Source organism: Rhodococcus sp. 077-4 (genome assembly GCF_047782425.1).
Lineage (GTDB): Bacteria > Actinomycetota > Actinomycetes > Mycobacteriales > Mycobacteriaceae > Rhodococcoides.
The window spans coordinates 293,053-318,458 of record NZ_JAJPWC010000004.1; the positions used below are offsets into that span (position 1 = coordinate 293,053).

Genomic DNA, 25,406 nt, shown 5'->3' on the forward strand with positions numbered 1-25,406 from the left:
CCGGTTGTGCTAAGTAAGCCGCGCGGCCTGAAGTCGCGCCATCAGCAGCGGTTCTGCCGTCACGCCAAACGGACTTATGAATCGACCCGCCCGGACTTCCCCGCCGATTGGCGGCCCAAGACCGGCCGTTGGTGGCTCAAAGTGATGAGTAAATGATGACTGGAGTGTCCACAGACGTCCACCAGCTACCCGGCGGTGCGACTCCGGCACGCAACTCGCTGGTCAGCGGCATGATTGTCGGAACTTGACTCCCAGTATTTGCGTTTGAGAGTCAAGTCTCCGAAAGGCCCTCCGCCGCTTCAAAACCCGCAGGTCAGGAGGTTGTCGATTTTCACGAAGCTTGCGGTCGCCTCCACGTACCCGGACCACAAAAAGTGCCCCTGACCAGCAAATATGCTGTTCAGGGGCACTTGGTGTGCGCCATCAGGGATTCGAACCCCGGACCCGCTGATTAAGAGTCAGCTGCTCTAACCAACTGAGCTAATGGCGCCGATCCGCACCGCGTGTTCTCTGCGGTGCGGGAGAAACATTAACAGCAGATGCCGCCAGATGTGAAATCGGCTGGTCGGAGCACCTGTTGCGTCAGTTGAAGATCCTGCGAACCACGAGAACTGCTACCACTGCGCCGACTCCGAGGAGGGTGAACTTCACTGCCGGCTCGTTGAGCTTGGCCACCACGGACTGCTTGGTGTTGGCAACGATGTTCTTGGGGCTGGCACGGACGCTGAGCTCATCCAGGGTGCTGGCGAGCTGATTGCGAGCGGCCTCGATCTCGCGCTCGATTCGGTCGGTGTCCTTGGCCACGTGTCCTCCAACTTGTTGCAAATAGTCTCGGTCGTACTCGAGCCTAGAGCACGCCGGTATTTCGATACTCTCGTGCGGTGACCGAATACAGCAAGCTCGAGCCGGGCGACACCGCACCGGCGTTCACCCTGCCCGATGCAGACGGCAACAGCGTCTCTCTCGCCGACTACGCAGGCAAGAAGGTGATCGTGTATTTCTATCCGGCTGCGAGCACTCCTGGCTGCACCAAGCATGCCTGCGACTTCCGCGACAACCTCGCCGAGCTCAACGGCGAGGGCCTCGAGGTCATCGGCATCTCCCCCGACAAGCCCGCCAAGCTGGCCAAGTTCCGCGACAAGGAGGAGCTGACGTTTCCGTTGCTCGCCGATGAGGAGAAGACGACATTGCAGGCGTGGGGCGCATTCGGGGAGAAGAAGAACTACGGCAAGGTCTACGAGGGCGTCATTCGCTCGACGTTCCTCGTCGACGAGGCCGGCAAGATCGAGGTGGCGCAGTACAACGTCCGCGCCACTGGCCACGTCGCCAAGCTCCGCCGCGATCTAGCTGTCTGAGACCCCGCCGGCCGAACCGGCCAACCGCTGCAGGAACAATGCCTCGGCGAGGGCCATCTTCTCGATTTCCGTCGGGTCCACGCTTTCGTTGGGAGCGTGGATCCGGCACCGAGGTTCCTCGACGCCCATCAACACGATCTCGGCGTCCGGCAGCACCTGAGCCAGCGCGTTGCACAGCGGGATCGACCCGCCCTGCCCAGCCGTCCCCATGGGATGCCCGAAGGCCTCCTCGAGCGCCTCGGACAGCGCCGCATACCCCGGCCCGTCGGTTCTGGCGCGGAACGGCGACCCGATTGCCTCACGCTCGACGGTGACGCGCGCATTCCATGGCGTACGCGCCTCCAGATGAGCCACCAACGCCTCCTGAGCCCGCTGGGGATCCAATCCCGGTGGCACCCGCAAATTGAGCCGTGCCGACGCACGAGGCGAGATCGCAGCAGCCGAACCCACGACAGGTGGGCAGTCGATCCCCAGAATCGTCAGAGCAGGCCGAGCCCACACGGCCTCGGCCACCGAGCCCGAACCCGCCAGCTCGACGCCGTCGAGCACCCCGGCGTCGGAGCGGAACTGCTCGGCGTCGTACTCGACTCCGTCCCAGGTCTGCGTTGCGTCCAGGCCGTCGACCACGGTGTCGCCCTGCTCGTTGCGCAACGTCGAGAGCACCTGCACCAACGCGGCGAGCGCATCCGGAGCAGGCCCGCCGTACATGCCCGAGTGCGCCTCTCCTGCAAGCGTTTCCACGTGTACTACCACGTTGGCGATACCGCGGAGCGTGGTGGTGACCGTCGGTGAACCCACCTTCGTATTGCCGGTGTCCGCGATCACCACCATGTCTGCAGAAAACAGTTCGGGACGCTGCTCCACGAGCGCTTCCAACCCGCCGGTGCCCGTCTCTTCCGAACCCTCACAGACGATCCGAACGCCGACGTCGAGTGACTCCCCCAACGCCCGTAGCGCCAGCAGATGCATGATGACGTTGCCCTTGCAGTCGGCCGAACCCCGCCCGTACCAACGTCCGTCCCTTTCGATCAGCTCGAAAGGCTCACTGTCCCAGAGTGATCCGTCGCCCGGAGGCTGAACGTCGTAGTGCGAGTACAGCAGGACGGTTGGCGCTCCCGTAGGTGCCGGCCGCGAGCCGACCACGGCCAGTGAGCCGTCGACCGTCTCGATGAGCTGCACGTCTGGGATGCCCGCGTCGACGAAGGCCCGTTGCACCCATTGCGCCGCACCGATGCATTGCTCGACCGGAAATTGCCGAGGATCGTGCACCGACGTGAACCGGACCAGCTCCGCCAACTCCGATTTCGCTCTGGGCATCTCCGATGCGATTGCTGATCGAACGTCGACGGTGTGCGCATCGGCGGGCATGAATCCTCCAAACGAGAAAATGACAGACGGGCCGATAGCCAGTCTGTCATCACTCGTAACGGTCATCACGTCACCGTCAGCGGCCGGAGAACTCCTGCTCGAACCACTGGCCCGTCTGCTGCCAGTGCCGATCCCACGCCTCCTGCTCGAGCTGTTCCTGCGACTTGCCCGGTTCAGGAACGGGAACAGGAACGGTGAATTGCGGAGGGTCCACCTTGGCCGGCGACGGTGCCGGAGTCGGCTGCGGGGCCGCCACTGCCTGACGCGGCGGATCCTGCGTCACCTGTGCCTGCGTCGTCGGCGCGAGCTCGGTAGTCGTCATCGGGGGCACTGTTTCGGGCGGCGGCGCAATCGCCGGTGCCGGCGGAACCACGACCGCAACCGGGTCGGTGGTCGTCGGATTCACGTGCCGGGTTGCCCCGACCAGATCAGCACCGCCATCGCGTCGTTCGACGCTCTGCTCGGCCGTGGACTCGGACTCACCGGGCAACGTTGCAGCGACAGCGACTCCGGCCGAAAGCACCCCGGCCAGTAGAACCGCTGCGAACACGAGCTTGCGACCGGAGCTTCCCGATCGTGCACGCTGGGCCCCGACCACCGGCGGCACGGCCGGAACCGGAGCAGCGACCACGGGAAGGGGCGAATCAACAGGGTCGATATCAGCGGCCTTGTCGGCCCCGAGAGTCCCGGACACAGCTACCGCAGGTTCATCGCGCTCGATAGAGGCGGCCTCAACAGAGGCGGCCTCGACCGTCTCGGGAACACCAGGCGCTTCGGCCGTCTCGACCATCTCTGCCTGCATGTCTCGATGCGCCAACAGCGCCGCTCCCCGCGCTGCGACCTGATCGGCAGCACCCACGCGCACGACGGGTACGCCCAGTCCCAGAGACAGGATGTCAACCAGGTCTCGATTGCTCGACGAGTCACCGAACAGGGCCACGAAGTCGGGCTTCTTGCCGGACTGATCCACCACTTCCCACGCCAATGGGATAGTGCTGCCGATTCGCTCGGGCGACATCGAATCCAGCGCGGCTGTCTTCGCTGGCGTGAGCAAGGCATCGTCCGCGTCGGCGAGAGAGATCGAGACGCCCGCGTCGCCCATGTAGTACAGGAGAACTGTCCTCGCATCGGCGAAGTCTTCGGAGCGAGCGAGCCAGCCGAGGAACGAATCGGACGCGGAAGACAGCACCGCGGGTTCGTCACGCAATGCTGCTGCGAACTCGGTGCGCTCATCCTCGGATCGGTACACCACGCCCACCCCGTCAACGTCGGAGTCGAATGTTGCGGCCTCGGCGCGCATCGCCTCGATCTCTGTGGTCAGCATCGACGCCGCGTCGGCGTCGAGCGGGGTCGTCCGATCGGCGAGTACCTCGCCTGAGGTCGGCTCGAGTAGAACTGACTGCATCGAGCCGGATTCGATCGCGATACCGATAGTTGTCATGGCAGTCTCCCTGTGCTCAGGGTGGAGGCTCCCGACCATGAACGTCCTTCGGCTGTTCCGAACGACGGTCACCCTGCACGGAAATTGATTCTGTTCCCTCAACCATACCTGTTGACGGTTTAATCGGTTCGGAACGGTCTTGGGGTTTGTCACAGGAATCGGAACGGACAGTTGTCGCCGGCACCACGATTCTTCGAAACCACCGGCCTCGGCGCGCGTGCCCGAGCCTGTTGTGGATAACAAGCACCTGCGCCGGATAGCCTGACCGGGTGGAATCCTCTGCTCGCGCCCAGTCCTCGCGCCGTCTCGACGCCGCGCTCGAGTCGACGGCCCAGACGCAAGAGCTGATGCCACGACGGCGTCCCACCCAGGAACGCAGTCAGCGCAAGTTCGACGCGTTGCTCCAGGCCTCGCGTGAGCTGCTCAGTGACGTGGGGTTCGAGTCCTTCACCTGCGAGGAAGTGGCGTCGCGGGCAGAACTGCCGATCGGCACGCTCTACCAGTTCTTCGCCAACAAGTACGTCATCGTCTGCGAACTGAACCGCCAGGACCTCGTCGGAGTCCAACAGGAACTGGCCGAATTCGACGGCGAGGTCCCGTCCTTGGACTGGGTGCGGTTCCTCAACAATTTCGTCGACCATATGGCCGGCATGTGGATGACCGACCCGTCGCGCCGTGAAGTGTGGCTCGCCATGCAATCGACACCGTCGACGCGTGCAACCGGGGTGATTCACGAGAGGGAGTTCGCCGACCAGGTCTCGCGGATGCTCGGACCGCTCACCCCCCGTACCCCTCGGCACCGCCGCAACCTGATGGCTCAGGTGCTGGTGCACATCGTCTACTCGATGCTCAACTTCTCGGTGCAGGACGGTCAGAGCCACGAGGACGCCGTCGCCGAGCTCAAGCGCATCATGATGGCGTATCTGCTCGTCGCAGAGAAGGAGAGCAGGCGCTCCGGCGGTTCGGTCAACACCGACGACGCCTGACAGCCCTGCTGACCCCACACGAAAGGCCCGCCCGATCTCGAAGATCGGACGGGCCTTTCGCCGTTCAGCGCGGAGTCACTCCTCCAGGATCGCCACCGCGGCGGCGATGTCGCCGTCGTGCGTCAGCGACAGATGGATCTTCACCGTCGGCAAGAACTCCTGCGCCATCCCGTGCAACTTGATGGACGGACGGCCCCACGCATCGTTGACGACCTCGATCAACGGGTACGGGTTGTCACCGATCTGCGGCGGCCGAGCGAATCGTGATGTCGCCCAAGCCTTCAGCACCGCTTCCTTGGCGGCCCACCGTGCTGCGTAGTGGCGGGTCGGATCGGAACTCTTCGTCGCGGCATGCCGACGCTCACCAGCGGTGAAGCTGTCGCGGATCATCGTCGTGCCGACCTTCTCCATCTGCTCGGCGAAGTCGGACACCGTCACCAGGTCGAAACCCACTCCCAGGATCGCCATCAGATGGCACCCGGCAGACCGGAGAAGTAGACATCGTCCTCGCCGAGGCGAGCGGACTCGTTGAGCAACATGTGTGCCTCCAGTTCGCGGGACGTCTTGGCCGGCGTCCCGTCATGTCCGAGCCGTCGATCGTCGGGTCGCTCGTAGAGGGAATCTCCTCCCACCATCGCGGAGATGAGCCTGCGCTGACCGGCAATGCGACGCTCGTTCGCCTTCGCGATGTACTCGGCTCTCCGCTCGGCCGGAACGGCCTCGATGAATGCCTGCGGGTGCACCAGCGCGATGAGTCCGGACACGTGCCCGAATCCGAGCGAGGTGAGCAGACCGGCCTTGAGCGGTACCGAGTCACCGAAGCGCAGCGGCTCCCGAGCCCACACGAGATGCTCGAACGCGGTCATCTTGTCGTCGACGCAGTCGAGGCTGCGGTTCGGCGGGATGACGCCGTTGGCCAGCACCTGGCACAGGCCGATCAGCTGCCAGGCAGCTGCTCCGCCCTTCGAGTGTCCGGTGAGGCTCTTCTGCGAGACGACGAACAGCGGAGCGCCGTCCGAGCGGCCGATGGCCTTGGCGAGGCGGGTGTGCAGTTCCGCTTCGTTCGGGTCGTTGGCTGCAGTGGAGGTGTCGTGCTTGGAGATGACGGCCACATCGTCCGCACTGACGCCGAGTGCGTTCAGCGAGAGTGCAAGCGCGGAATCCCTACCGCCGCGACCGGCGCTGAGCGCGCCGAGTCCCGGAGCCGGAATGGACGTGTGCACTCCGTCGCCGTACGACTGTGCGTAGGCCACCACTCCGAGGACCGGCAGGCCCATCTCGAGTGCCAGATCGCCACGAGCGAGCAGAATCGTTCCACCGCCGTGGGATTCGACGAATCCACCGCGCCTGCGGTCGTTGGCCCGCGAGAACCGTCGATCGCTGATGCCCTTGGCGGTCATCGCTGCCGAGTCCGCGGTGGCCGACATGTCACCGAAGCCGATGATGCCTTCGGTGCTCAGGTCGTCGAATCCGCCCGCGACCACGAGCTGCGCCTTGCCCAGCTTGATCTTGTCGACGCCTTCTTCGACGGAGACTGCCGCGGTGGCGCAGGCGGCGACGGGGTGAACCATCGCGCCGTAGCTACCGATGTACGACTGAACCACGTGCGCGGCAACGACGTTCGGCAGCGCTTCCTGCAGGATGTCGTTCGCACGGGCATCGCCGAGCAGCGTGTCGATGTACAGCGAGCGCATCGATTCCATGCCGCCCATACCCGTGCCCTGGGTGTTGGCCACCAGCGTGGGGTGCACCCAACGCATGAGCTCCGACGGGTTGAAGCCCGAGGAGATGAACGCGTCGACGGTGGTGACGATGTTCCACAGGGCGACACGATCGACCGAGCTGGCCATGTCGGGCGAGATGCCCCACTTGGTGGGATCGAATCCGGTCGGAATCTGACCACCCACGGTGCGGGTGAGCTTCATCTTGCGCGGAACGCGAATCTCGGTGCCCGCCTTGCGGGTGACCTGCCAGTCGCTCGAATCCGGGACCGGCGTGATCAGCGTGTGCTCGGGATCCGCTGCCGCGAACGACCGTGCATCGATCTCGGTTCCGACCACGAACGTCAGGTCGTTGTCGAGGAAGATCGAGGTCATCAGCGGGGCGGTGTTGCCGACCATCGCGCCGTCGTCACCGTAGGTGCGGATACCGCACTTCTCGACCACGATGTCGTGGTACTTGTCGGCGATGTCCTCCTCCGGCACCAGATCCCCGGACTCGATGTCGTACCAACCCGGCTTGGGATCGTTCTCCCAGGCGATCAGGCCGGTGTTCCACGCGAGTTCGAGAACGCCTGCGGCAGAGAGCTGCTCGTCGACCTCCATCTCGAAGCGGGTACGTGCGCTGCCGTAGGGTCCGAGCTCGCCTGCACCGACGATGACAACCAGATCCTTCGGGTCGACGTCGAGCGCCGTCCATTCCGGCGTCGTGGTGGAGGTGGACAGACGCGGCGGTGCGGGCAGTGCCGCGATCACCGAATCATCCACTGCCTCTTCGGTCTTCTCGGCCGCGGCCGCAGCCGCATCCCGAGCGAGTTCGACGAGGTTGAGCTTGGTGCTGGCCAGTCCACCGGTGAGATCGGCGACGATCGGCTCCTGAGCGGCCTGACGGCGAGCGGCAGGCGTGCACAGCTGCAGCAACTCCGTCGCCATCTCGTCGGTCGACCAGGTGCGCACACCCTCTGCTTCGACGGCCTCGACGATGGGGTCGTTGCCGCCCATCAGGCCGGTTCCGCGGACCCAACCGATGTGCGCATGGGCGATCGACACGCGCTCGGCCCAGTTCTTCTCCGAGCCCCACTTGGCGACAACGGCATCCAGTGCCGCCTTGGACTCGCCGTAGGCACCGTCGCCACCGAACATTCCGCGGTTGGGCGAACCCGGCAGCACCACGTGCAGGTGCGTGTCGATGTCGTTGTCGTAGCCGACCTTCGACAGTCCGCCGATCAGGCGTTCGACCGACCAGAGCAATACGCGCATCTCCATCTCGGCGCGAGCTCCGGCGTCGGACATCTCGCCGACGACCCGAGGTGCGGCGAACGGGAACAGCATCGTCGGGGTCACGCCGGCCTTGACGAGAGTCTTTGCGCCACCGGCATTGTCGATGAAGTCGCTGCCGATCCACTCGATGAGCGAATCGACGTCGGTGTACGACGCGATGTTGGCCGGAACCACCCAGAGCGAGGCTCCGCTGCGTGCGTTGTCGCGGTAGAGCGAACGGTAGAAGCCGAGTCGCTCGTCGTCGAGCCTGGAGGTGGTGACGAAGACCGTCGCTCCCCCGCCCAGCAGCTTGGCCGTCACAGAAGCGGCAATGGAGCCCTTGCTGCCGCCGGTGACGACTGCGACCTCGTCGGCCCACTGGCCCTTGTCCTCGGATGCCACCGCGATACTCGCGATGCGTCCGAAGATCTCAGCGAGAACGGTCTTGTTCTCGTAGTCGGCCTTGGCTTTCCACCACTGCGCCTGTGCCGCAACAGCATTGCCTGCGCCGGCAAAGGACTCGACCGAGATGTCGCCTGCGGTGCCGAGCCACAACCGGGCCAGGTCCTCACGGGCGGTGGCCCACCGGTCGTCGATCAGGACGGCGCGCTTGGCGTCGAACGCCGGGGCGACGAGGCGAGGCCAGTCGGATCCCAGTTCGGCCGAAACCAGCTCCACCAGAGCAGCATCGGGATTGTCGGCCAGCAATGCGTTGGGCGCATCCGCAAGTCCGAGCTGCTCGAGCACCAGCCGAGCAGCGGAGGCGAGAACGCCGTCGCGGCCGGTGATGTGCTCGGTGAACTCACCGAGGGCAGCAGCGTCGACGGTTCCGCCGGCTCCACCGCCTGCCTGCGGCATCGACACTGCGACGCCGCGACGTGCGGCTACCGCGGCCACGGCCGCGTCGATGACGTTGTCGACTGCGTTGCCGTCTGCGAGCGCGCCGTCGGCCAGGCCGCCGAGCGCTCCACCACGAACCGAGGCACCGTCACGGGTACCGAGAGCGACCTCGGCAGTGACGTGGTGCGCCCAGCCGTCGCCCAGTTCCCAGGTCTTCTTGACGCGATCGGCGATCGAGGCCGGGCGTCGTCCCGAGGGGCCGAAGACCTTGCGAAGGTGGTCGTTGATGGAGTCGCTGAGCACCGGACCGAACGGCTTGTATGTACGGGCCAGCTTGTTCACCGTGCCCGAGAGCGCGCCCATGTCGGCATCGGCCGCACCGTCGATGGCACCGAGCGAGAGCTCGGAGCCGAGGTCGACGAGGAGCTGATTACGACGTGAGGACACACCGTCGCACAGTGCCTCGATGGTGTCGGCGGGCCCGATCTGATCGAGCTGCAGCTTTGTCCACAGGCCGATGAGGATCTTGGTGGCGTCGGCCGCGACGAAGGCGATGTCGTCCGGGCGAGGTCCGCCGGACGGTGCTGCCGCCGGTGCGGGAGCCGAGGCCGGAGCTGCAGCGGGAGCCGCCACTGCCTCGGTAGCGGGGGCCGACTCTTCCTCGTCGTCCGGAGCCGGGTCGGTGTCGGTGCCGTAGATGATCGCAGCCTCGCGCTCGAGGTTGAGTACCTCGACCGGGTGGCCGAAGCGGCCCGGCAGCTTGAGGGTCTGCGACGCGAGGTTCGCCACGGTCGGGGTTGCACCGAGGCCGATCTCGACGAAGCGCTCGACGCCCATGCCGCCGTCGGACTCGTCTGCGAACAGCAGGTCCTGGGTCTCGATCCAGCGCACCGGGCTGGCGAACTGCCATGCGAGCAGCTCCGTCAGTATCACGCGGCACAGATCGCTCGGCCGTGCGGCCCACGAATCGAATTCTGCGAGAACGGTGTTCAGCGGCTCGGAGGGAACCAGATCGGCAATCTCCTGGACGAACTCGCGTCGCAGCGAGAACGGCTTGGGCACCAGGTTGGGGATGTAGCGTCCCACCAGGATCGCCGGATCGATCTGCGCCGGGAGCAGGGTCTCGAGGCGGTGGCGGAAGTCGTCGACTCCGCCGCGCAACACCGTGGAATGGAACGGCACGTCGATGCCGGGAACCATGATGTAGGCGGCCTTGCCACCGAACTCGGCTCGGCGGATGGCAATCTTCTTCTCGAGCTCGCCGAGGCCGGCGACGGTGCCTGCGATGGCGTACTGCGAACCGCGCAGGTTGAGGTTGACGATCTCGAGGAACTCACCGGATTCTGCGGCGACACCGGCGACGAAGCCCTGCACGTCCTCGTCGGCCAGGCCGATCTGAGACGGGCGAATAGCTGCCATGCGGTAATCACTGCGGCCGCTGGCATCACGCGGAACCAGAGCGTGCATGGCCGAACCGCGTTGGAAGACGACCTCGAGGACGGCTTCGAGCGGAAGCACACCGGCAACTGCTGCGAGCGCGTTGTACTCACCGACGGAGTGGCCGGCGAGAATCGAGTTCTCCACGAACGCACCGGATTCACGCAGTTCGGCAACCTGTGCGACGCCGAGAACGGCCATCGCGACCTGGGTGAACTGAGTCAGGTGCAGCACACCGTCGGGGTGCTTGTGAGTGACTCCGCGCGCCTTGAGCGAGGTCGGGTTGTCGCGCACCACAGCGAGAATGGAGAAACCGAGCGCGCTGCGGGTGTGCTTGTCGGCACGCTCCCACACCTCACGTGCGGCCTTCGAGCGAGCCCGTGCGTCCAGTCCCATGCCTGCGCGCTGGATGCCCTGGCCGGGGAAGGCGTAGACGGTCTTCGGCGGCGCGGTACGAGCAGTAGCGACCATGACCAGCTCGCCTGCCACCCGGCAGGAGACCTCGATCAGTTCGGCACCCTGGTCGAATCCGGTGCGGTCGACGCGAACGTCGATCTCGGCTCCGGGGCGAACCATTCCGAGGAAGCGTGCGGTCCAGGCGGTGAGGCGACGCGGCGGAGTCTTGGTGTCCGCGTGGTCGACTGCAGTCACCGTCTGCTGGGCAGCGGCCGAGAGCCACATGCCGTGCACGATCGGGCTGCCGAGACCGGCGAGCAACGCCGCGGCGTCCGAGGTGTGGATCGGGTTGTGATCGCCCGAGACCTGAGCGAACGCAGCCATGTTGCGCGGGGCGACGATGGTTGCCTGACGGCGGCGACGACGCGGAGTGTCCTGAGCGTCGGCGCTCACCGAGCCACCTGCGCGAGCCGGGTCGACGAGCTCGCCCTTGCCGGTGCGTCCACGAATCGCGAAGCGTTCCACCAGAGTTGCGACGGCAGGAGCATCGAGGCCCTCACCGAGCATGGCACCGATCTCGACGGTGACCTCGACGACGCGGCCGAGGTCGGTGTCGAGTACCTCTCCTGCAGCGGCCTTGACGACGAGAATCGAAGTGTCCGTGGGCAATTTGCCGACCAGATTCACGCTGTGATCGAGGTGAACCAGATCGAGCATGCCTTCGATGACGTCGATGCCCTCGGCGTTTCTGGTGGCACCGAGGACGGCGAAGACAGCAGGCCAGCAGGCACCGACCAGAACGTCGGGGACCGCCTTACCGCTGACGGTCAATGTGTCCGGCAGTCCGGATCCGGTGACGCCTGCGTGGTCGGCGATCAGATCCGGAATCCACGCGATGTTCAGGCGTGCAACACCGCCCTTGACGGCCGGAAGTTCCTGGCCTGCAGCAACTCCGAGGAGTGCCGACATGGCCTGCTGAGCGTCCTGCGCGGTGACGACGGGAGCGCCGCCGTCGATCGTGGAGGCCGGAACCGTCAGACGGATGCGAACCTCCTTGCCCGGTGCGAGCGGAACCAGCAGCTCGACGTGCTCGGAATCCAGCACGGTCAGTGACGAGCCGGTCTGCGGATGTACGGCAACCATCTCGGATTCGACGGTCCAGTCGGCCGGATCACCCAGGCGCGCAACGGGGTTCTGCGTCATACGCGAGGCCCAGGTGACGTCGGGCGCGGCCAGAACGATGCCCAGCAGTCCGGGTGCGATGTCGGCATGGCGACGGCTCGCGATGGCCGTCGGCTCGATGCCGTCGGCGAGAAGCTGGTCTGCGGTGGCCTTCTCGAAGCGATCGAGCAGCTCGCCCACGGGCTCGTCGACGCGAGTGATGCCTGCGACGGCGACGGTTCCGGGAATGATGCAGACCTGATCGGCGGAGTAGCGGGCATCGTGTGCCTGCCACAGCGAGTCACTGCGCCACCAGCGGCGCACGTCACCGTCGACGACGGGGACGAAGTTGACCGGCTTGCCCGGCATGCGGCACAGCGAGGTGAAGAACGTGATGTCGGCCGGGTGCAGAACCACATCAACGGCATCGGGGAACTGCGCGAGCAGCGACTTCAGTGCTGCGCGAGGGCGTTCGAGAACCTCGGCGTCGGCGAACAGGGTGGGGATGGGTCCGCGGTCGACCGGGTGCAGACGAGCCTCGGCGCGCTGCAACATCTCCAGGAAGCGAGTGCGCCACGTAACGTCCAGCCAGACGGATTCGCGTGCCTCGGATACGGCATCGGTGAACTCACCGCCGCAATCGAAGTCACTGCGAGAGTCGGTTCCGATGGCCAGGTCGAGGTAGCGAACGAGCCACTGCTGGTACGTCATCTCGGCGACGTCACCGAAGAACGGCTTTGCGGTGCCGTCGAGTGCGGCGATGATCTCCTCGCGACGCTCGGCCACGGCGTCGGCGTTGCCGGCGACCTCGTCGAGCAGTCGACCGCACCGCGATGCCGCGTTGTCGATCTCGTGGATGTCGGCACCGAGTTGGCTTCGGCCCGAGGCCATTCCACCGTTCGCAGTACCGGCACCGACCCAATCGGGGGTTCCGGGTGTGTCGACCAGAAGCTGCTTGACCTCGGGAGCCGTCGTGGCCTCCAGAGTGGCCATCGCTGCGGTGCCGACGAGGATGCCGTCGAGCGGCATCTTCGGGTAGCCGTGTACAGCCGACCACGTTCCGGTCAGGTACTCCGCTGCCCGCTCGGGTGTACCGATGCCGCCGCCGACGCAGACGACGAGGTTGGGCCGGGCCCGCAGCTCTGCGTAGGTGGTCAGCAGCAGATCGTCGAGGTCCTCCCACGAATGGTGTCCGCCTGCGCGGCCACCCTCGATGTGGACGTTGACCTGGTAGTTGGGAACCTCGTTGGCGATGCGGATGACGGCGCGAATCTGCGCGACGGTGCCGGGCTTGAACGAGACGTAGCTGATACCGGCCTCGGACAGCTCTTCGATGAGGGCCACTGCCTCTTCGAGCTCCGGGATGCCTGCGGTGACGACGACGCCGTCGATGGCGGCACCCGCTGCGCGAGCGCGCTGCACGATGCGGCGTCCGCCGAGCTGCAGCTTCCACAGGTACGGATCGAGGAAGAGGGAGTTGAACTGGATGGCGCGGCCGGGCTCGAGCAAAGTCGAGAGCTCGGCGACGCGATCGGTGAAGATGTCCTCGGTGACCTGGCCGCCACCGGCGAGTTCGGCCCAGTGGCCTGCGTTGGCAGCTGCGGCAACGATCTTCGCGTCGACCGTCGTCGGCGTCATGCCGGCGAGCAGGATCGGCGAACGTCCGGTCATCTTCGTGAAGGAGGTCTCGACCACGACGCGACCGTCGGGCAACGTGACCGGCGTGGGGGCGAAGGCAGACCACGCGGGCTGGACCTCGGGACCAGCTCCTGGCGTGAGCAGATTGCGGTGGCCCCCGCGCGAGGACGCGGCGATGATGCCAACACCCTGTCCACGCAGTGCCGGAGTGGTCATGCGGGTGAGCAAGTCACCTGGACCGAGATCGAGGATCCAGTCGGCACCGGCATCGACGACACCGTCGATGGCCTCGACCCAGTCCACGGAGTCCACGAGGATCTTCTGCGCGAGGTCGCGTGCGAGCTCGACGTCGAGTCCACAACGCTGCGCCCACGCGCTGACGAGTTCCACGGCGTCTTCCAGGGCGGGGTGGTGGAAGCCGATCTCGACCGGAAGCTGCTCGAAGACGGGAGCGAACACGGCACCGCCACGCTTTTTGGCGTCGCGGTCACGCTCTTCCTCGGCAGCGATCTGCTCGCACTTCTCCTGCACGCGGGCCAGCTGGGCCGGCGGTCCCGAGAGTACGACGCGGCGTCGGCCGTTACGGATGGCGAGGGCGGCTGATCGCTCCGGCGCTCCGGCAATGGCGAGCTCGGCGATGATCGTCTGGAGGCGTGCGGGTTCGACGTTGGCAACCGAAACCATCGGCGCGCGGTCTCCGGCACCGATGATGCCGCGGCGGCGGCCGACGAGACCTGCTGCGGCACCGACGAGTTGGGCGATCGCGAGGAAGTTCGCGTCTTGCGCACCGTCGGCTGCGACGGACTCGGCGGCGATGAGACCCTGCGAGTGTCCGACGACCTGGACGGGCGGGGTCTGGGCGGGATCGAGGCCCTGCAGCTTCAACGCACGCAGCGCTGCGACCTGCGTGAGGAATACCCCGGGAAGCGAGACGGCGGCGGACGTCAGTGCAGCCTCGGACGGTCCGTACGAGCCGACGGCGTCATCGTCTGCGAGGTCCTGCTCGAGCATCCAGCCGATGGGGTCGAACCCGACCGAGCGGACGACCAGCAGCTCGTCCGCAACGGGCGCGAGAGTTGCTGCAGCCTCGTTGACGAGATCGGTCAGCTCGGGCTCGAGCGCGGAATCGCGAGCCAATTCTTCGAGCGAGCTGAGCCACGGTGCACCCTGGCCACCGAAGGCCAACGCGTAGGGCTCGCCCGCGGCGAAACGATCTGCCAGAGTCCGAGAGCCGCCATTGCTTCTAGGGGATTTGTCTGCGTTGCCGGTGCTTCGCGAGCCTCGTCCGTGTGATGGTGTGCTCTCGTTGATCGTCAAGGCTGAAGATTCCTCTCGTGGACGCCTCGGGGGGTCGGGGCGTTCGCTGTGTCGGCTGCCCGAGTGCGTCGTGGGCTTTCGGGGCAGAAGCGGTGAGCCGGTCCTTCGACAGGTCTCTTCCGCGCTGCTCAAGGTTGACACAAAATCATGAGGAAATCCTCAGGTTTGCTCGGACGTCCGAGTGCTACCAGCGAGTACGCCCTCGAGAGAGGCTTTACTTTCCGTTTACCCGACTCGCTGGTAACCCACATCGACGCTGGCGAGGGGACTGCCCGAGGCACCGAAACATGAGGAAACCCTCGCATTATTCGTTATCTTTTCGTGATGTGATCTCGAGCACATCCTGGCAACGAGCAACGTTGTCGGTGGGCTCCTCTACGTTGTGCGATCGAGCCACTCACCGAGAGAGTGGTCGACGAAATCCGGGGGGAATTCATGTATTCATCGGTAACGGACATCTGCACTGCGGACGAACTGAACGCAATGCTCACACATATCGAATCGTTTGTGTCACAGTCGCGTTCGCCGCACTGGACACCCGGGTGGCGGGGCGAGTGCGAGGTGGCGTTGCTCGACGCGATCTTCTCCGCCCGCGCACCCTACGGGGGACCCGACAGCGGGGTCCGCGCGGTGATCCAGCGGTGGCGGTCGCATCGCGGCGATAACCGACTCGACGACTTGACAACCCTTGCTGAACTGATCTCGGATCCGGATCGACTCGTGGAGATCCTGTCCAACCGTCAGCTCGTTCCAGGGAACAGCCGAACCAAGGGTGCTGCAGCCGCTGTGGCAGCACAGACCTTGGTCTCGGTGGGGTTGATCCGTTCGGCCGACTTCGAGCGGCACACCGACAAGCAATTCGACGCATTCCGCACGATCCCAGGCCTCGGAGAGACCACCTGGGAGTGCATGCTCATGCACCTCGGAGTGCGAACCGACAAGGCGGCACAGCACCTGCACTCGTTCGTCGCCGACGCACTGGAGCCACTCCACCAGGACCTCGCTGCCGGCATCGCCGAGGACCGTTCCCCCGTCGTCCTCGCAGCCGCAGCGCATGCACTCGACACAGATGTCGCCTCGCTCGAGCACGCAGTCTGGCGCTATCAGCACAAACTACGCAGGCCGAGACGGAGACACTCCGAAACAGGTCAATCCGGGGCGGCACTTCGATCGGCGAGCTGACTGCGCGTCATCATCGCCTCCACTCCGTCGAGAATGCACTCCAACCCGAACCGGTAGGCGTGCACCGGGTCGCTGGCGGCGTCGTAGGACGTCGCCGCGGCCGTCCCCACCCGCGACGACACCGGGAAGCGTTCGCGGTCCATCACCCGTTCGAGAATCGGTGCGGTCGCAGCCCACCACTGGGCGTCGGACATGCCCGACTGCTCCTTCACTCGAGTGACGGCGGCCAGGGCTCGCGCGGTGCCGGATACATGGGTGAGCACGAGCGTGAGAACGGAGTCGATCTCGATGTCGCTCAGGCCGGTGTGGCCGAGGGGGCGTAACTCGGCCTCGTACTTGTCGTTGGTGTGCGGCCCGAGCACGGGCCGAGTCCCCTCCGCCTCCAACAACCACGAATGTCGTTGATACAGAATCCAATTGCGCTCGGCAACGAATCGCATCGCGGGACGCCACCCGCCGGGCACGGAGGACGGCTCGTCGACGTCGGAGTACAGGCCCGCAAGCGCTCGATCGATCATCAGGTCGGCCAATTCCTCCCGACCCGGTACGTGCGTATAGAGCGACATCGCGCCGACACCGAGATGCTCGGCCACGTTGCGCATCGACACGGACTCGAGACCGCTCGCATCGGCCAGTTCGATGGCGGCGTCGACGATCGCGTCCACGCTCAATCCCGTTCGACTCGGTTTGGCATCGACTCGCCACAGGAGCCCTAGCGTCCGGGCCGGGTCGAAGGGAACGTCCTTTTTCGATGCCACTCGCCGAGTGTAGCGACACCGTACGGTGTACACCTGCACCGTTTGCCTACGGGCTGTTCAGGTGGGCAAGCAGGCCGCCTCCCCGTGCCGGTGACAGAAGCCATCGAGGTTGTAGACTTCATCGGCACGCGCGAGTGGCGGAATTGGCAGACGCGCTGGATTTAGGTTCCAGTGTCTCAGGACGTGGGGGTTCAAGTCCCCCCTCGCGCACCACATATGCGTCGGCTGTTTTCGATGAGTGAAGGCGGCTCGAAGGCTCCGAACTTCGACTGCAGTGGCGCGCAACCGATCTCGGTTGGACCCGCGGTGAGGGACCCGTCATCGAAGGATCGGCGGGCACCCTGGCGCTGGTGCTGACCGGACGCAGTAGCGCGCTCGCCGACGTCACCGGACCCGGTGCCGAGCAACTCGCCGAGGCACGCGCGAACCGTCGTCGAACGTAGGAAAACCGGAGCGGTCATGGCGAGAATCACCGCTGAGGGGCCGCACGCGACTACCTCCGGTAGTAGTGCCTCCGGTAACGTCGAGGGGTGACCTCACCCCGCCCGAACCGCCGACCTGCGCTTATCGCGCTGGTCATCGTGTCTGCGGCGGTTTGCCTCGGCCTCGGCTGGTGGCAATGGGAACGCTTCGAGGCGGTCGGCGGCAACGGTCAGAACCTCGGATACGCATTCCAGTGGCCGCTGTTCGCAGTCTTCGTGGTCTACGCCTACCGCAAGTTCGTCCGCCTCGAGGACGAGGACCCCGAGGAGGCCGCTGCGGCCAAGCCCGACGGGCCCACCGAGGTACCCCTCGATCTGCTCCCCCAGCGGCATGCGCCGGCGGCCGACGCTTCCGACCTCGACGATCCCGAGGCCCGGCAACTACTCGAATACAACAGCTACCTCGCGGAGCTGAACGAATCCCGCGGGACCGACAGGAGCACCACGTGAGTTCGGCACCGGACAAGACGCAGGCGTCTGCGAACAAGACCCAGAAAATCGCTTCCGCGTTGCTGCGCTACCGCGTTCTGGCGTACGCCACGGGAATTTGGCTGTTGGTTCTCGTGACCGAGATGGTCGCGAAGTACATTTTCGAGGTCGAGAACGTGCCCAATTGGATTGCCGTCGTGCACGGTTGGGTCTACCTCGTGTACCTGGTGTTCACGATCGACCTCGCCATCAAGGTACGGTGGCCGGCCGGCCGCACCATCGGCACCCTGCTCGCCGGAACCATCCCGTTCCTGTCGTTCTACGTCGAGCACAAGCGCACCAAGCAAGTCAAAGCCGACTTCGCCGTCTGACGTCAGCAGCTGATCGGCTGCGCGTTGTTCGGATCCAGTGCGTTCTGCACCAGCCGCTGAGCCACCGGATCGTACGAGATTCCTGTGTGCTCGACGACGTTGTTCGGGCACACGTCCTGCAACACCACGTTCGTATTTCCCGCGCCGCTGAGCAGGGAGGCCGTGTACGGAATGACGATCTCGTCGTAGCGCGTGGCGATGGTGGTGTACTCGATGCCCGGCACGGTGTCGCTGCCCTCGTTCAGTCGCCCGAGCACGTCGTCCTGCACCGGCGGGCCCGCAGTCGGGTAGTTCGGCGGAGACAAGGCCACGATCCGCGCGACCGTGCGGTCTCCGCCGAGGAAGCGGGCGTAGTAGCGCGGCACCGTGCCACCCTTCGAGTGGCCGACGATCGACACCTTCTGCGCACCCGTCGCCGCGAGCACGGAATCGACGAACGCCGACAGTTCCGCAGCACTGTCGGGGATCGGTTCGAGCGCGCCGAGGGCCTGCACCGGCGCGGTGTTGCCGTAGTCGATCGCAAACACGCAGTAGCCGGCGTCGGCCAGCTTCGGCGACAGCGATGCCCAGTTGTCGTAGGAATTCTCCAGGAAGCCGTGCACCAGTACCACCGGCTCCGGATGCTGCGCACTGGGAACACACGAGAAGTCGTTCGAGCCAGGAGGCGTCACTCCCGGATGCACGATCGAGTAGGCGAAGGCCTCGGCGAAGGAGCCCACAGCCGGTGCCGCGGAGGCCGGAATACCCGTCGAGCACAACGCGGCCGCGGCGAACACCACCGCTGCCCGCGTCAGAGCAGTTCGGGTCACCACGAGCTACAGCCCCGCCAACTCTTCGAGGGCCGGAATCAACTGTCGCAGCGCGCGACCGCGATGTGAAGCTGCGTCCTTCTCCTCCGGACTCAGCTGAGCGGCGCTGCGGCCCTCACCCTCGGGCACGAAGACGGGGTCGTAGCCGAAGCCGTTCTCCCCCTGCGGCTCTCGGCTCACCACACCACGCCACTCGCCGCGGACCACAGTCTCGGTACCGCCGGGAATCACCAGGGCGCACGCCGAGACGAATGCGGCTCCGCGACGCTCGTCCGGGGTATCGCTCAGCTGCGCCAGGACCAGCGCCGTATTGGCCTCGTCCTGTCCGTGCGTACCGGACCACCGCGCCGAGAGCACTCCTGGCATCGCGTTGAGCGCGTCGATTTCGATTCCGGAATCGTCTGCCACACAGGGCAACCCGGTAGCAGCCGCCCCGTCGCGCGCCTTCGCGAGTGCATTGTCCTCGAAGGTCGCTCCGGTCTCGGGCGCTTCCGGGAACGGCGGCACCTCGTTCAGGCCCACCAGTTCGATTCCGGCCACTCCGGCGGCGTCGAGCACGCGCCGGAGTTCGCGCAGCTTCTTCGCGTTTCGGCTCGCTACCAGAAGCTTCGAGTCAGGCACCGAACTTCTTCTTCGACTCTGCGGCCGCGGGCTCGGGCAGGATGCCGGGGTACGGCAACGCAAGGGCTTCCTTCTGCACCTCGAACAACTTCTCGATGCCGACGAATGCGGAGTCGAGCAACTTGTCGAGTGTGGTGCGCGGGAAGGTGGCACCCTCGCCGGTTCCCTGGATCTCCACCAGTGTGCCGGTGTCGGTGGCGACGACGTTCATGTCGACCTCGGCGCGCGAATCCTCCTCGTAGGGCAGGTCGAGGCGCACCCGCCCGTCGACGACACCGACGCTGACCGCGGCGATCATGCACGAGATCGGCTGCGGATCGGCCAAGCGTCCCGCTGCGCGCAGGTAGGTGACCGCGTCGTGGAGAGCCACGAATGCTCCGGTCACGGCCGCGGTACGGGTTCCGCCGTCGGCCTGAAGAACATCGCAGTCGAGGGCGATGGTGTTCTCGCCGATCGCAGCAAGGTCGATGCATGCTCGCAGTGAGCGTCCGACCAGACGCGAAATTTCCTGGGTGCGTCCGCCGACCTTGCCCTTGACGGACTCGCGACCGTTTCGGGTGTGCGTCGCGGCGGGGAGCATCGCGTATTCGGCGGTGAGCCAGCCGAGGCCGGACCCCTTTCGCCAGCGCGGTACGCCCTCCTCGACACTCGCCGTGCACATCACCCTGGTGTTGCCGAACTCCACCAGCACCGACCCTGCCGGGTGGCTGGTGAATCCGCGGGTGATCTTGATGGTGCGGAGCTCGTCGTCCGCCCTGCCGTCTTCTCGTCTGGACACGACTCGAAGCCTAGCGCGTCGTCAGACGGTGAATACGTCCCCTGGGAGAACCGCGTGCACCGGTCCGCTGAACTCCGCCTTCGCCTCGGCGATCACGTCCTCACGCGAGGTCCACGGCGGGATATGCGTGAGCAACAGCTCCCCCACACCGGCCTCACGTGCGATACGGCCCGCCTCGGTGCCGGACAGGTGAACGCCCTCCGGTCGCTCGGGACTGTCGGTCCACGACGCCTCGCACAGGAACATGTCGGCCCCGTGCGCCAGATCTCGCACTGCCTGGCACATTCCGGTGTCGCCGCTGTACGCGAACGTGCGGCCTTCCGCTGTGGTGACGCGCATGCCGTACGACTCCGGCGGGTGAAACACCTGTCGCGTGAGAATCGACAGCTTTCCGAACTCCACGGTGCGGCCGTCGACCCAGCGGCGCAGGTCGATGGTGTCGGACATGTCGTCGATCTGCCCACCGCACTCGGCCGAGGCGACTCCGAGCCGAAATGCAGTGTCCTTGGGCCCGTAGACGATCGCTCGCCCCTCCGGCGGATTGGGATGGTAGCGACGCCACACCAGCAGCCCCGGAACATCGAGGCAGTGATCGGCGTGCAGATGCGAGAGCAGAACGCTCACGTCTCCCGGGTCGGCGTAGCGCTGCAACGCCCCGAGGATGCCGGGACCGAAGTCGAGGACGACCGGCGCGGTCTCCGCTTCTTCCAGCAAGTAGCCCGACGCGGGCGAATCGGGTCCGGACACACTGCCCGAACATCCCAGGACGGTAATTCGCATGAAAGCCATGCTGCCACGCCGAGTGCGTCACTCGAAACGTTCGGGCAGTATTCACAGCGCGAGTCGGCGAAATTCACCGCCGACCACAGGTGTGTCTGCAGTTACCTCGCAACTACAGAGTGGGCCGTTCGAGCGATTTCGCGCGCGCCCGCTCCGCTCGCGCGTCTGCCGACAACAGGCGAGCGGCAACCACTCCGCCCACGGCACCGAACAGATGGCCCTGCCACGAGATATTCGGATCACTGGGTAGCACTCCCCACAGTGCGCTTCCGTACAGGACGAACACCACGACCCCGACGCCCAGCTGTCCGAGCTTGCGGGTGAAGAATCCCCGAACCAGCAGATACGCGATGAAGCCGAAGATCAGAATCGACGCGCCGATCGTGTTGGTGTACGAACCGGCAGTGAGCCAGGTACCGAAACCGCCGACCACCCAGATGATCCCGGTCGCAGCCAGACCGCGCGCAATTCCGGAGAGCAACACCAGAAACCCGAGTACGACGATCGGCACCGTGTTCGCGATCAGATGCTGCCAGTCGTCGTGCAGCACCGGCGCGAACAGGATTCCCCACAACCCGTCGACCGATCGCGCCTCGATGCCGTTGCGTTCGAGTCTCGATCCGCTGGCCACATCGATGATCTCGATGATCCACAACAGTGCGGTGAATGCCCCGATGACGATGGCGGCCTGCATCCAGACCGGCCGCTCACGCTCGCCGGGACGGTTACTGATCTCGCTCATGATCGCCTCCACCCTTCGCTCACACCAACGGTACCGGGCAGGAACGTCTCGTGACCTGCGCTCACTCTCGCGAATCGGCGAACGCCGACGAGAAGATCTGGCGGTACGTGGGGATGCCGGCCACCGAGGTGGCGTCGAGCACGGCCCGGACGATGGCCCGCTCGACGACGATCGCCGCGGCTTCGGTGACCGCCGCGAGCACCGGGAGTTCTGCTGAGAACGCAGCGGGAACCGAGGACTCGGCTGTCACGGGTCTGATGCCCGTGGACGCGGCGAAGATGGTGTCGCCATCGAGCGGCGAGTGTGCCGGTCGGATGGCCCGGGCCAAACCGTCGTGACCGGCGACGGCAATCCGCTTGCACGACGCCGACGACAGCTCCGCATCCGTGGCAACCACACCGATCGTGGTGTTCAGCGCGGTGCCCTTGGGTTCGAGGGCGAGCGCAGTCGAGAGCTGATACGCATCGGGCGGGCGCATACCGAACGCTGCCGATCCGAGCGTGCCGACGCCCCACAGCAGGCCGGTGCGCGGATCGAACACTGCGCCCACCGGATTGGCCACCATCAGCGCCGCGACCGTGACCCCGTCGGCCGGACCGCCCTCGATCACCGTGCTGGCCGTACCGACGCCGCCCTTGAGAACTCCAGCGCGGGCACCGACACCCGCGCCGACCGATCCCGTCGCGAAGTCGGTTGCCGCTGCCGCCGCGGCGAGATAGCCGAATTCCGGCGTGGGCCGAGCAGCCCAGTCGCCGACCGGAAGATCGAAGATGACCGCAGCAGGCACGATCGGAACAACGTGGTCCGGACTGCCCATCGCAATGCCCTGGCCGTGCTCTTCGAGCCATCGCATGACGCCATCGGCCGCGGCGAGCCCGTACGCACTGCCTGCGGTCAACAGGATCGCGTTGACGTGCTGAACGGAATGACTCGGATCGAGCAGATCGGTCTCGCGCGTTCCCGGCCCTCCGCCTCGAACATCCACTGCGGCCGTTGCGCCCCCGAGGGCGCGCACCACGGTGCAGCCGGTGGCCGCGCCGGAACCCATGGTGGCATCGTCGTCGCGTTCGTGATGGTGACCGACCAGCAGACCCGCCACGTCGGTCAGGGAATCCCGCGGTCCGGGAGTCTGGAAAGCAGCAGTCACGCGTGCGTCCTAGGGAATGAGGACCTGCACGAGTGAATCCTGCATCCAGGTCAGCCAGTGATACACGTCGAGATGCGGAGCGCGGGGGTCATCCTCGTCGAGCACGTCGGGAGTGTCCGCGCTGATGCCCAGCGTGGTGCCGAGCGCCAGCCTCACGTCGTTGAGGCCAGTCAACCATGCGTCCGCCTGCTCCTGGGTGAGCACGATCTTGCCGCCGGCATCGGGGAGAGTGGCAAGGATCATCGATCCCGCAGCCAACTTCTCGTCGATGATCTCGGGCTCGTGGAGTCCGCGCAACGCACCGTTGAGATCTGCCGGGTCTTCCTCGTCACGATTGGGGTCCGCGCGGTGGAAGTCCGGCAGCAATCGAGCCAGCGCGGCGTCCTCGGGCGGGCTGTTGTGCCCGGTACGCAGCCCGGTCAGTGCAGCGAGCTCGTCGGCGGGGGCAGCGGCAGAACGATCGCGCAGCAATCCGAGGACGGAACCGACCAGCGACCGGAGCACGGCGGCCTCACGGGCGTCGATCTCGGATTTGATCTTGACTCCGGACAACGAATTCCGTCTCGTCCACGTGCGCACTATTGCTGATGTCCCGTCTCGGAAAGTTGGTGGCTGTCGACTACTTGTCCTGCTGCATGGTGGCCCACAGCCCCGCCGCGTGCAGCCGTCGAACATCGTTCTCCATCGCGTCACGTTCACCGCTCGACACAACGGCCTTGCCTTCGGAATGGACCTGCATCATCAGCTCGGTTGCCTTGGCCTTGCTGTAGCCGAACAGCTTCTGGAACACGTAGGTCACGTAATGCATCAGATTGACGGGGTCGTCCCAGACGATGGTGACCCATGGAGTGTCGTGGGATTCGTCGGCAGCAACGGCTTCGGTCTGGGCCGGAACCGCTTGCGGTGACGCAGCGACGACCTCGGGTGCCGAGAAGCCGTCCACGGGCAGAAGCGATCCATCCACCGTCAACCAAGGCATGGCAACAGGGTACGGCGTATCGGGCCAGCCTCCCGCGCTCGCCCCTGCGCTCGTAGTGTGGGCGAGGTGAGCAACGACGCGACCACCGATCACGCGAGTTCCAGCAACGGCGTCAGCACTGCCCTGCTGACCGATCAATACGAGTACACGATGTTGTCGGCGGCGCTGGCCAGCGGATACGCCGATCGCATCTGCAGCTTCGAGGTCTTCGCACGACGGCTACCAGGGGGTCGTCGATACGGAGTCCTGGCAGGCACCGGACGCATTCTCGACGCGATTGCGCGCTTTCGATTCGGCCCGGACGAGTTGCGTATCGTCTCCCGATTCCTCGACGCCGACACCGTCGAATGGTTGCGCAACTACCGCTTCACCGGCGACATCGACGGTTACCGCGAGGGCGAGCTGTATTTCCCCGGCTCCCCCGTGCTGACCGTCCGCGGCACGTTCGCCGAGTGCGTCGTCCTCGAGACCGTCGTGCTCTCCATCCTCAATCACGACAGTGCCATCGCATCCGCGGCAGCGCGGATGGTCGCATCCGCCAAATCCCGACCGATCATCGAGATGGGATCGCGGCGCACCCACGAGGAAGCTGCCGTCGCCGCCTCACGCGCGGCGTACCTCGCCGGATTCACCGCGACGTCCAACCTCGAGGCCGTCCGCAGGCACGGCGTGCCGGGCGCGGGCACGTCGGCGCACGCCTTCACGCTGCTGCACACCACCGCCGACGGCCCGGACGAACGATCCGCCTTCGCGGCGCAGGTGCGAGCACTCGGAGTGAGCACCACTTTGCTCGTCGACACCTACGACATCACCCAGGGCGTCGCCAACGCCATCGAGGTGGCCGGGCCCGAGCTCGGCGGTGTCCGCATCGACTCGGGTGACCTCGGTGTGCTCGCACGTCAGGTCCGCGACCAACTGGACGCCCTCGGCGCACCGAAGACCCAGATCGTCGTCTCGGGCGACCTCGACGAGTACGCCATCGCCGCACTGCGCGCCGAGCCGGTCGACTCCTACGGCGTCGGCACCTCGCTGGTCACCGGTTCCGGTGCCCCGACCGCGGGCATGGTCTACAAGCTGGTCACCGTCGACGGCATCCCCGTCGCCAAACGCAGCAGTCACAAAGAATCGCGCGGGGGCACCAAGGCGGCCTTGCGCACTGCGCGTCGCACCGGCACCGCAGTCGAGGAAATCGTGCATCCGTTCGACGCTCCCCCGACGGTCGAGGACGATCTGACGGTGGAGACGTTGACCACGCCGTTGGTCCGCGGCGGCGAACCGGGCGCCGACCTGCCGACGCTCGCCGACGGCCGTGACCTGCTGGCCCGACGCCTGGTCAGCCTCCCGTGGGAGGGCTTGAAACTGTCTCAGGGCGAGCCGGCGATTCCCACGCGCTTCGTCGAGGCGTAACCGC

At 66.0% G+C, this 25,406-nt stretch carries 20 protein-coding genes and 2 tRNA genes; 7 read left to right on the top strand and 15 right to left on the bottom strand.

The genetic code is table 11. The features are described 5' to 3' along the window. Positions 1-416: 416 nt before the first annotated feature. Both ACNEOT_RS21755 and ACNEOT_RS21760 read right to left on the bottom strand, forming a co-directional pair. A tRNA-Lys gene (locus tag ACNEOT_RS21755) sits at positions 417-490 on the bottom strand. 92 nt (positions 491-582) lie between these two features. Continuing rightward, positions 583-804 (bottom strand): DUF3618 domain-containing protein, encoded by a 222-nt coding sequence (locus tag ACNEOT_RS21760; RefSeq protein ID WP_032375974.1) that lies wholly within the window; start codon positions 802-804, stop codon positions 583-585. A 77-nt stretch (positions 805-881) separates the two neighbouring features. Between ACNEOT_RS21760 and bcp the strand changes: the two genes are divergently transcribed. Next, the gene (gene bcp, locus ACNEOT_RS21765; protein ID WP_415976683.1) at positions 882-1,355 is read left to right on the top strand and encodes a thioredoxin-dependent thiol peroxidase; all 474 of its coding nucleotides are present in this window, start codon (positions 882-884) and stop codon (positions 1,353-1,355) included. Here bcp and ACNEOT_RS21770 read toward each other — a convergent pair. Both ACNEOT_RS21770 and ACNEOT_RS21775 read right to left on the bottom strand, forming a co-directional pair. Continuing rightward, positions 1,344-2,723 (bottom strand): dipeptidase, encoded by a 1,380-nt coding sequence (locus ACNEOT_RS21770; protein ID WP_415976684.1) that lies wholly within the window; start codon positions 2,721-2,723, stop codon positions 1,344-1,346. The genes bcp and ACNEOT_RS21770 overlap by 12 nt on opposite strands. A 76-nt stretch (positions 2,724-2,799) precedes the next feature. Continuing rightward, positions 2,800-4,164: a hypothetical protein gene (locus ACNEOT_RS21775; RefSeq protein WP_415976685.1), complete on the bottom strand. Its 1,365-nt coding sequence runs from the start codon at positions 4,162-4,164 to the stop codon at positions 2,800-2,802. Positions 4,165-4,511: 347 nt separating this feature from the next. On the opposite strand from ACNEOT_RS21775, the gene ACNEOT_RS21780 reads away from it, so the two are divergent. Further along, a complete protein-coding gene (locus ACNEOT_RS21780; protein ID WP_080729227.1) occupies positions 4,512-5,150 on the top strand; it encodes a TetR/AcrR family transcriptional regulator in 639 nt (212 codons plus the stop codon). 75 nt (positions 5,151-5,225) lie between these two features. Here the strand turns inward: ACNEOT_RS21780 and ACNEOT_RS21785 are convergent, their stop codons facing one another. Next, positions 5,226-5,618: a holo-ACP synthase gene (locus ACNEOT_RS21785; RefSeq protein WP_008715184.1), complete on the bottom strand. Its 393-nt coding sequence runs from the start codon at positions 5,616-5,618 to the stop codon at positions 5,226-5,228. Beyond that, on the bottom strand, positions 5,618-14,917 hold the full coding sequence (locus ACNEOT_RS21790; protein ID WP_415976686.1) for a fatty acid synthase subunit beta domain-containing protein: 9,300 nt from the start codon (positions 14,915-14,917) through the stop codon (positions 5,618-5,620). Before ACNEOT_RS21790 ends, ACNEOT_RS21785 begins: the two co-directional genes overlap by 1 nt. A 507-nt stretch (positions 14,918-15,424) precedes the next feature. Between ACNEOT_RS21790 and ACNEOT_RS21795 the strand changes: the two genes are divergently transcribed. Further along, on the top strand, positions 15,425-16,099 hold the full coding sequence (locus ACNEOT_RS21795; protein ID WP_415976687.1) for a hypothetical protein: 675 nt from the start codon (positions 15,425-15,427) through the stop codon (positions 16,097-16,099). Here the strand turns inward: ACNEOT_RS21795 and ACNEOT_RS21800 are convergent. Continuing rightward, positions 16,066-16,857 (bottom strand): TetR/AcrR family transcriptional regulator, encoded by a 792-nt coding sequence (locus tag ACNEOT_RS21800; RefSeq protein WP_415976688.1) that lies wholly within the window; start codon positions 16,855-16,857, stop codon positions 16,066-16,068. The two genes, ACNEOT_RS21795 and ACNEOT_RS21800, sit on opposite strands and share 34 nt — an antisense overlap. A 128-nt stretch (positions 16,858-16,985) precedes the next feature. Here ACNEOT_RS21800 and ACNEOT_RS21805 point away from each other — a divergent pair. The 3 genes from ACNEOT_RS21805 to ACNEOT_RS21815 all read left to right on the top strand — a co-directional run bounded on the left by ACNEOT_RS21805 (position 16,986) and on the right by ACNEOT_RS21815 (position 18,139). Further along, positions 16,986-17,070: transfer RNA gene (locus tag ACNEOT_RS21805), tRNA-Leu, on the top strand. Between the two features lie 317 nt (positions 17,071-17,387). Continuing rightward, entirely contained in the window at positions 17,388-17,789 is a 402-nt protein-coding gene (locus ACNEOT_RS21810) for a transcriptional regulator (RefSeq protein ID WP_415976689.1), read from the top strand. Beyond that, positions 17,786-18,139: a DUF3817 domain-containing protein gene (locus ACNEOT_RS21815; protein WP_415976690.1), complete on the top strand. Its 354-nt coding sequence runs from the start codon at positions 17,786-17,788 to the stop codon at positions 18,137-18,139. Before ACNEOT_RS21810 ends, ACNEOT_RS21815 begins: the two co-directional genes overlap by 4 nt. Before the next feature lie 2 nt (positions 18,140-18,141). On the opposite strand, the gene ACNEOT_RS21820 is transcribed toward ACNEOT_RS21815, so the two are convergent. The 8 genes from ACNEOT_RS21820 to clpS all read right to left on the bottom strand — a co-directional run bounded on the left by ACNEOT_RS21820 (position 18,142) and on the right by clpS (position 23,995). After that, positions 18,142-18,948, bottom strand: a complete 807-nt coding sequence (locus ACNEOT_RS21820) for an esterase/lipase family protein (protein ID WP_415976691.1) — start codon at positions 18,946-18,948, stop codon at positions 18,142-18,144. Between the two features lie 6 nt (positions 18,949-18,954). Next, positions 18,955-19,569 (bottom strand): RdgB/HAM1 family non-canonical purine NTP pyrophosphatase, encoded by a 615-nt coding sequence (rdgB, locus tag ACNEOT_RS21825; RefSeq protein WP_415976692.1) that lies wholly within the window; start codon positions 19,567-19,569, stop codon positions 18,955-18,957. After that, a complete protein-coding gene (rph, locus tag ACNEOT_RS21830) occupies positions 19,562-20,347 on the bottom strand; it encodes a ribonuclease PH (RefSeq protein ID WP_415976693.1) in 786 nt (261 codons plus the stop codon). The genes rdgB and rph overlap by 8 nt, the downstream gene beginning before the upstream one ends. A 21-nt stretch (positions 20,348-20,368) precedes the next feature. Further along, positions 20,369-21,127 (bottom strand): cyclic nucleotide-degrading phosphodiesterase, encoded by a 759-nt coding sequence (locus ACNEOT_RS21835; RefSeq protein WP_415976694.1) that lies wholly within the window; start codon positions 21,125-21,127, stop codon positions 20,369-20,371. A 112-nt stretch (positions 21,128-21,239) separates the two neighbouring features. Continuing rightward, on the bottom strand, positions 21,240-21,869 hold the full coding sequence (locus ACNEOT_RS21840) for a rhomboid family intramembrane serine protease (protein ID WP_415976695.1): 630 nt from the start codon (positions 21,867-21,869) through the stop codon (positions 21,240-21,242). Between the two features lie 61 nt (positions 21,870-21,930). Beyond that, a complete protein-coding gene (locus ACNEOT_RS21845) occupies positions 21,931-23,016 on the bottom strand; it encodes a P1 family peptidase (protein ID WP_415976696.1) in 1,086 nt (361 codons plus the stop codon). A 9-nt stretch (positions 23,017-23,025) separates the two neighbouring features. After that, positions 23,026-23,595, bottom strand: coding sequence for a DUF2017 domain-containing protein (locus ACNEOT_RS21850; RefSeq protein ID WP_415976697.1), 570 nt, complete (start codon positions 23,593-23,595; stop codon positions 23,026-23,028). 40 nt (positions 23,596-23,635) lie between these two features. Further along, the gene (clpS, locus tag ACNEOT_RS21855) at positions 23,636-23,995 is read right to left on the bottom strand and encodes an ATP-dependent Clp protease adapter ClpS (RefSeq protein WP_415976698.1); all 360 of its coding nucleotides are present in this window, start codon (positions 23,993-23,995) and stop codon (positions 23,636-23,638) included. Between the two features lie 57 nt (positions 23,996-24,052). On the opposite strand from clpS, the gene ACNEOT_RS21860 reads away from it, so the two are divergent. Further along, positions 24,053-25,402 (top strand): nicotinate phosphoribosyltransferase, encoded by a 1,350-nt coding sequence (locus ACNEOT_RS21860; RefSeq protein WP_415976699.1) that lies wholly within the window; start codon positions 24,053-24,055, stop codon positions 25,400-25,402. Positions 25,403-25,406 lie beyond the last annotated feature (4 nt).

Excerpts from the sequence above, each read along its gene's own strand:
- ACNEOT_RS21785 (WP_008715184.1), bottom strand. The coding sequence starts at position 5,618 with ATGGCGATCCTGGGAGTGGGTTTCGACCTGGTGACGGTGTCCGACTTC.
- clpS (WP_415976698.1), bottom strand. The coding sequence starts at position 23,995 with ATGCCTTGGTTGACGGTGGATGGATCGCTTCTGCCCGTGGACGGCTTC.
- ACNEOT_RS21835 (WP_415976694.1), bottom strand. The coding sequence starts at position 21,127 with ATGCGAATTACCGTCCTGGGATGTTCGGGCAGTGTGTCCGGACCCGAT.
- ACNEOT_RS21775 (WP_415976685.1), bottom strand. The coding sequence starts at position 4,164 with ATGACAACTATCGGTATCGCGATCGAATCCGGCTCGATGCAGTCAGTT.
- ACNEOT_RS21840 (WP_415976695.1), bottom strand. The coding sequence starts at position 21,869 with ATGAGCGAGATCAGTAACCGTCCCGGCGAGCGTGAGCGGCCGGTCTGG.
- ACNEOT_RS21770 (WP_415976684.1), bottom strand. The coding sequence starts at position 2,723 with ATGCCCGCCGATGCGCACACCGTCGACGTTCGATCAGCAATCGCATCG.
- ACNEOT_RS21780 (WP_080729227.1), top strand. The coding sequence starts at position 4,512 with ATGCCACGACGGCGTCCCACCCAGGAACGCAGTCAGCGCAAGTTCGAC.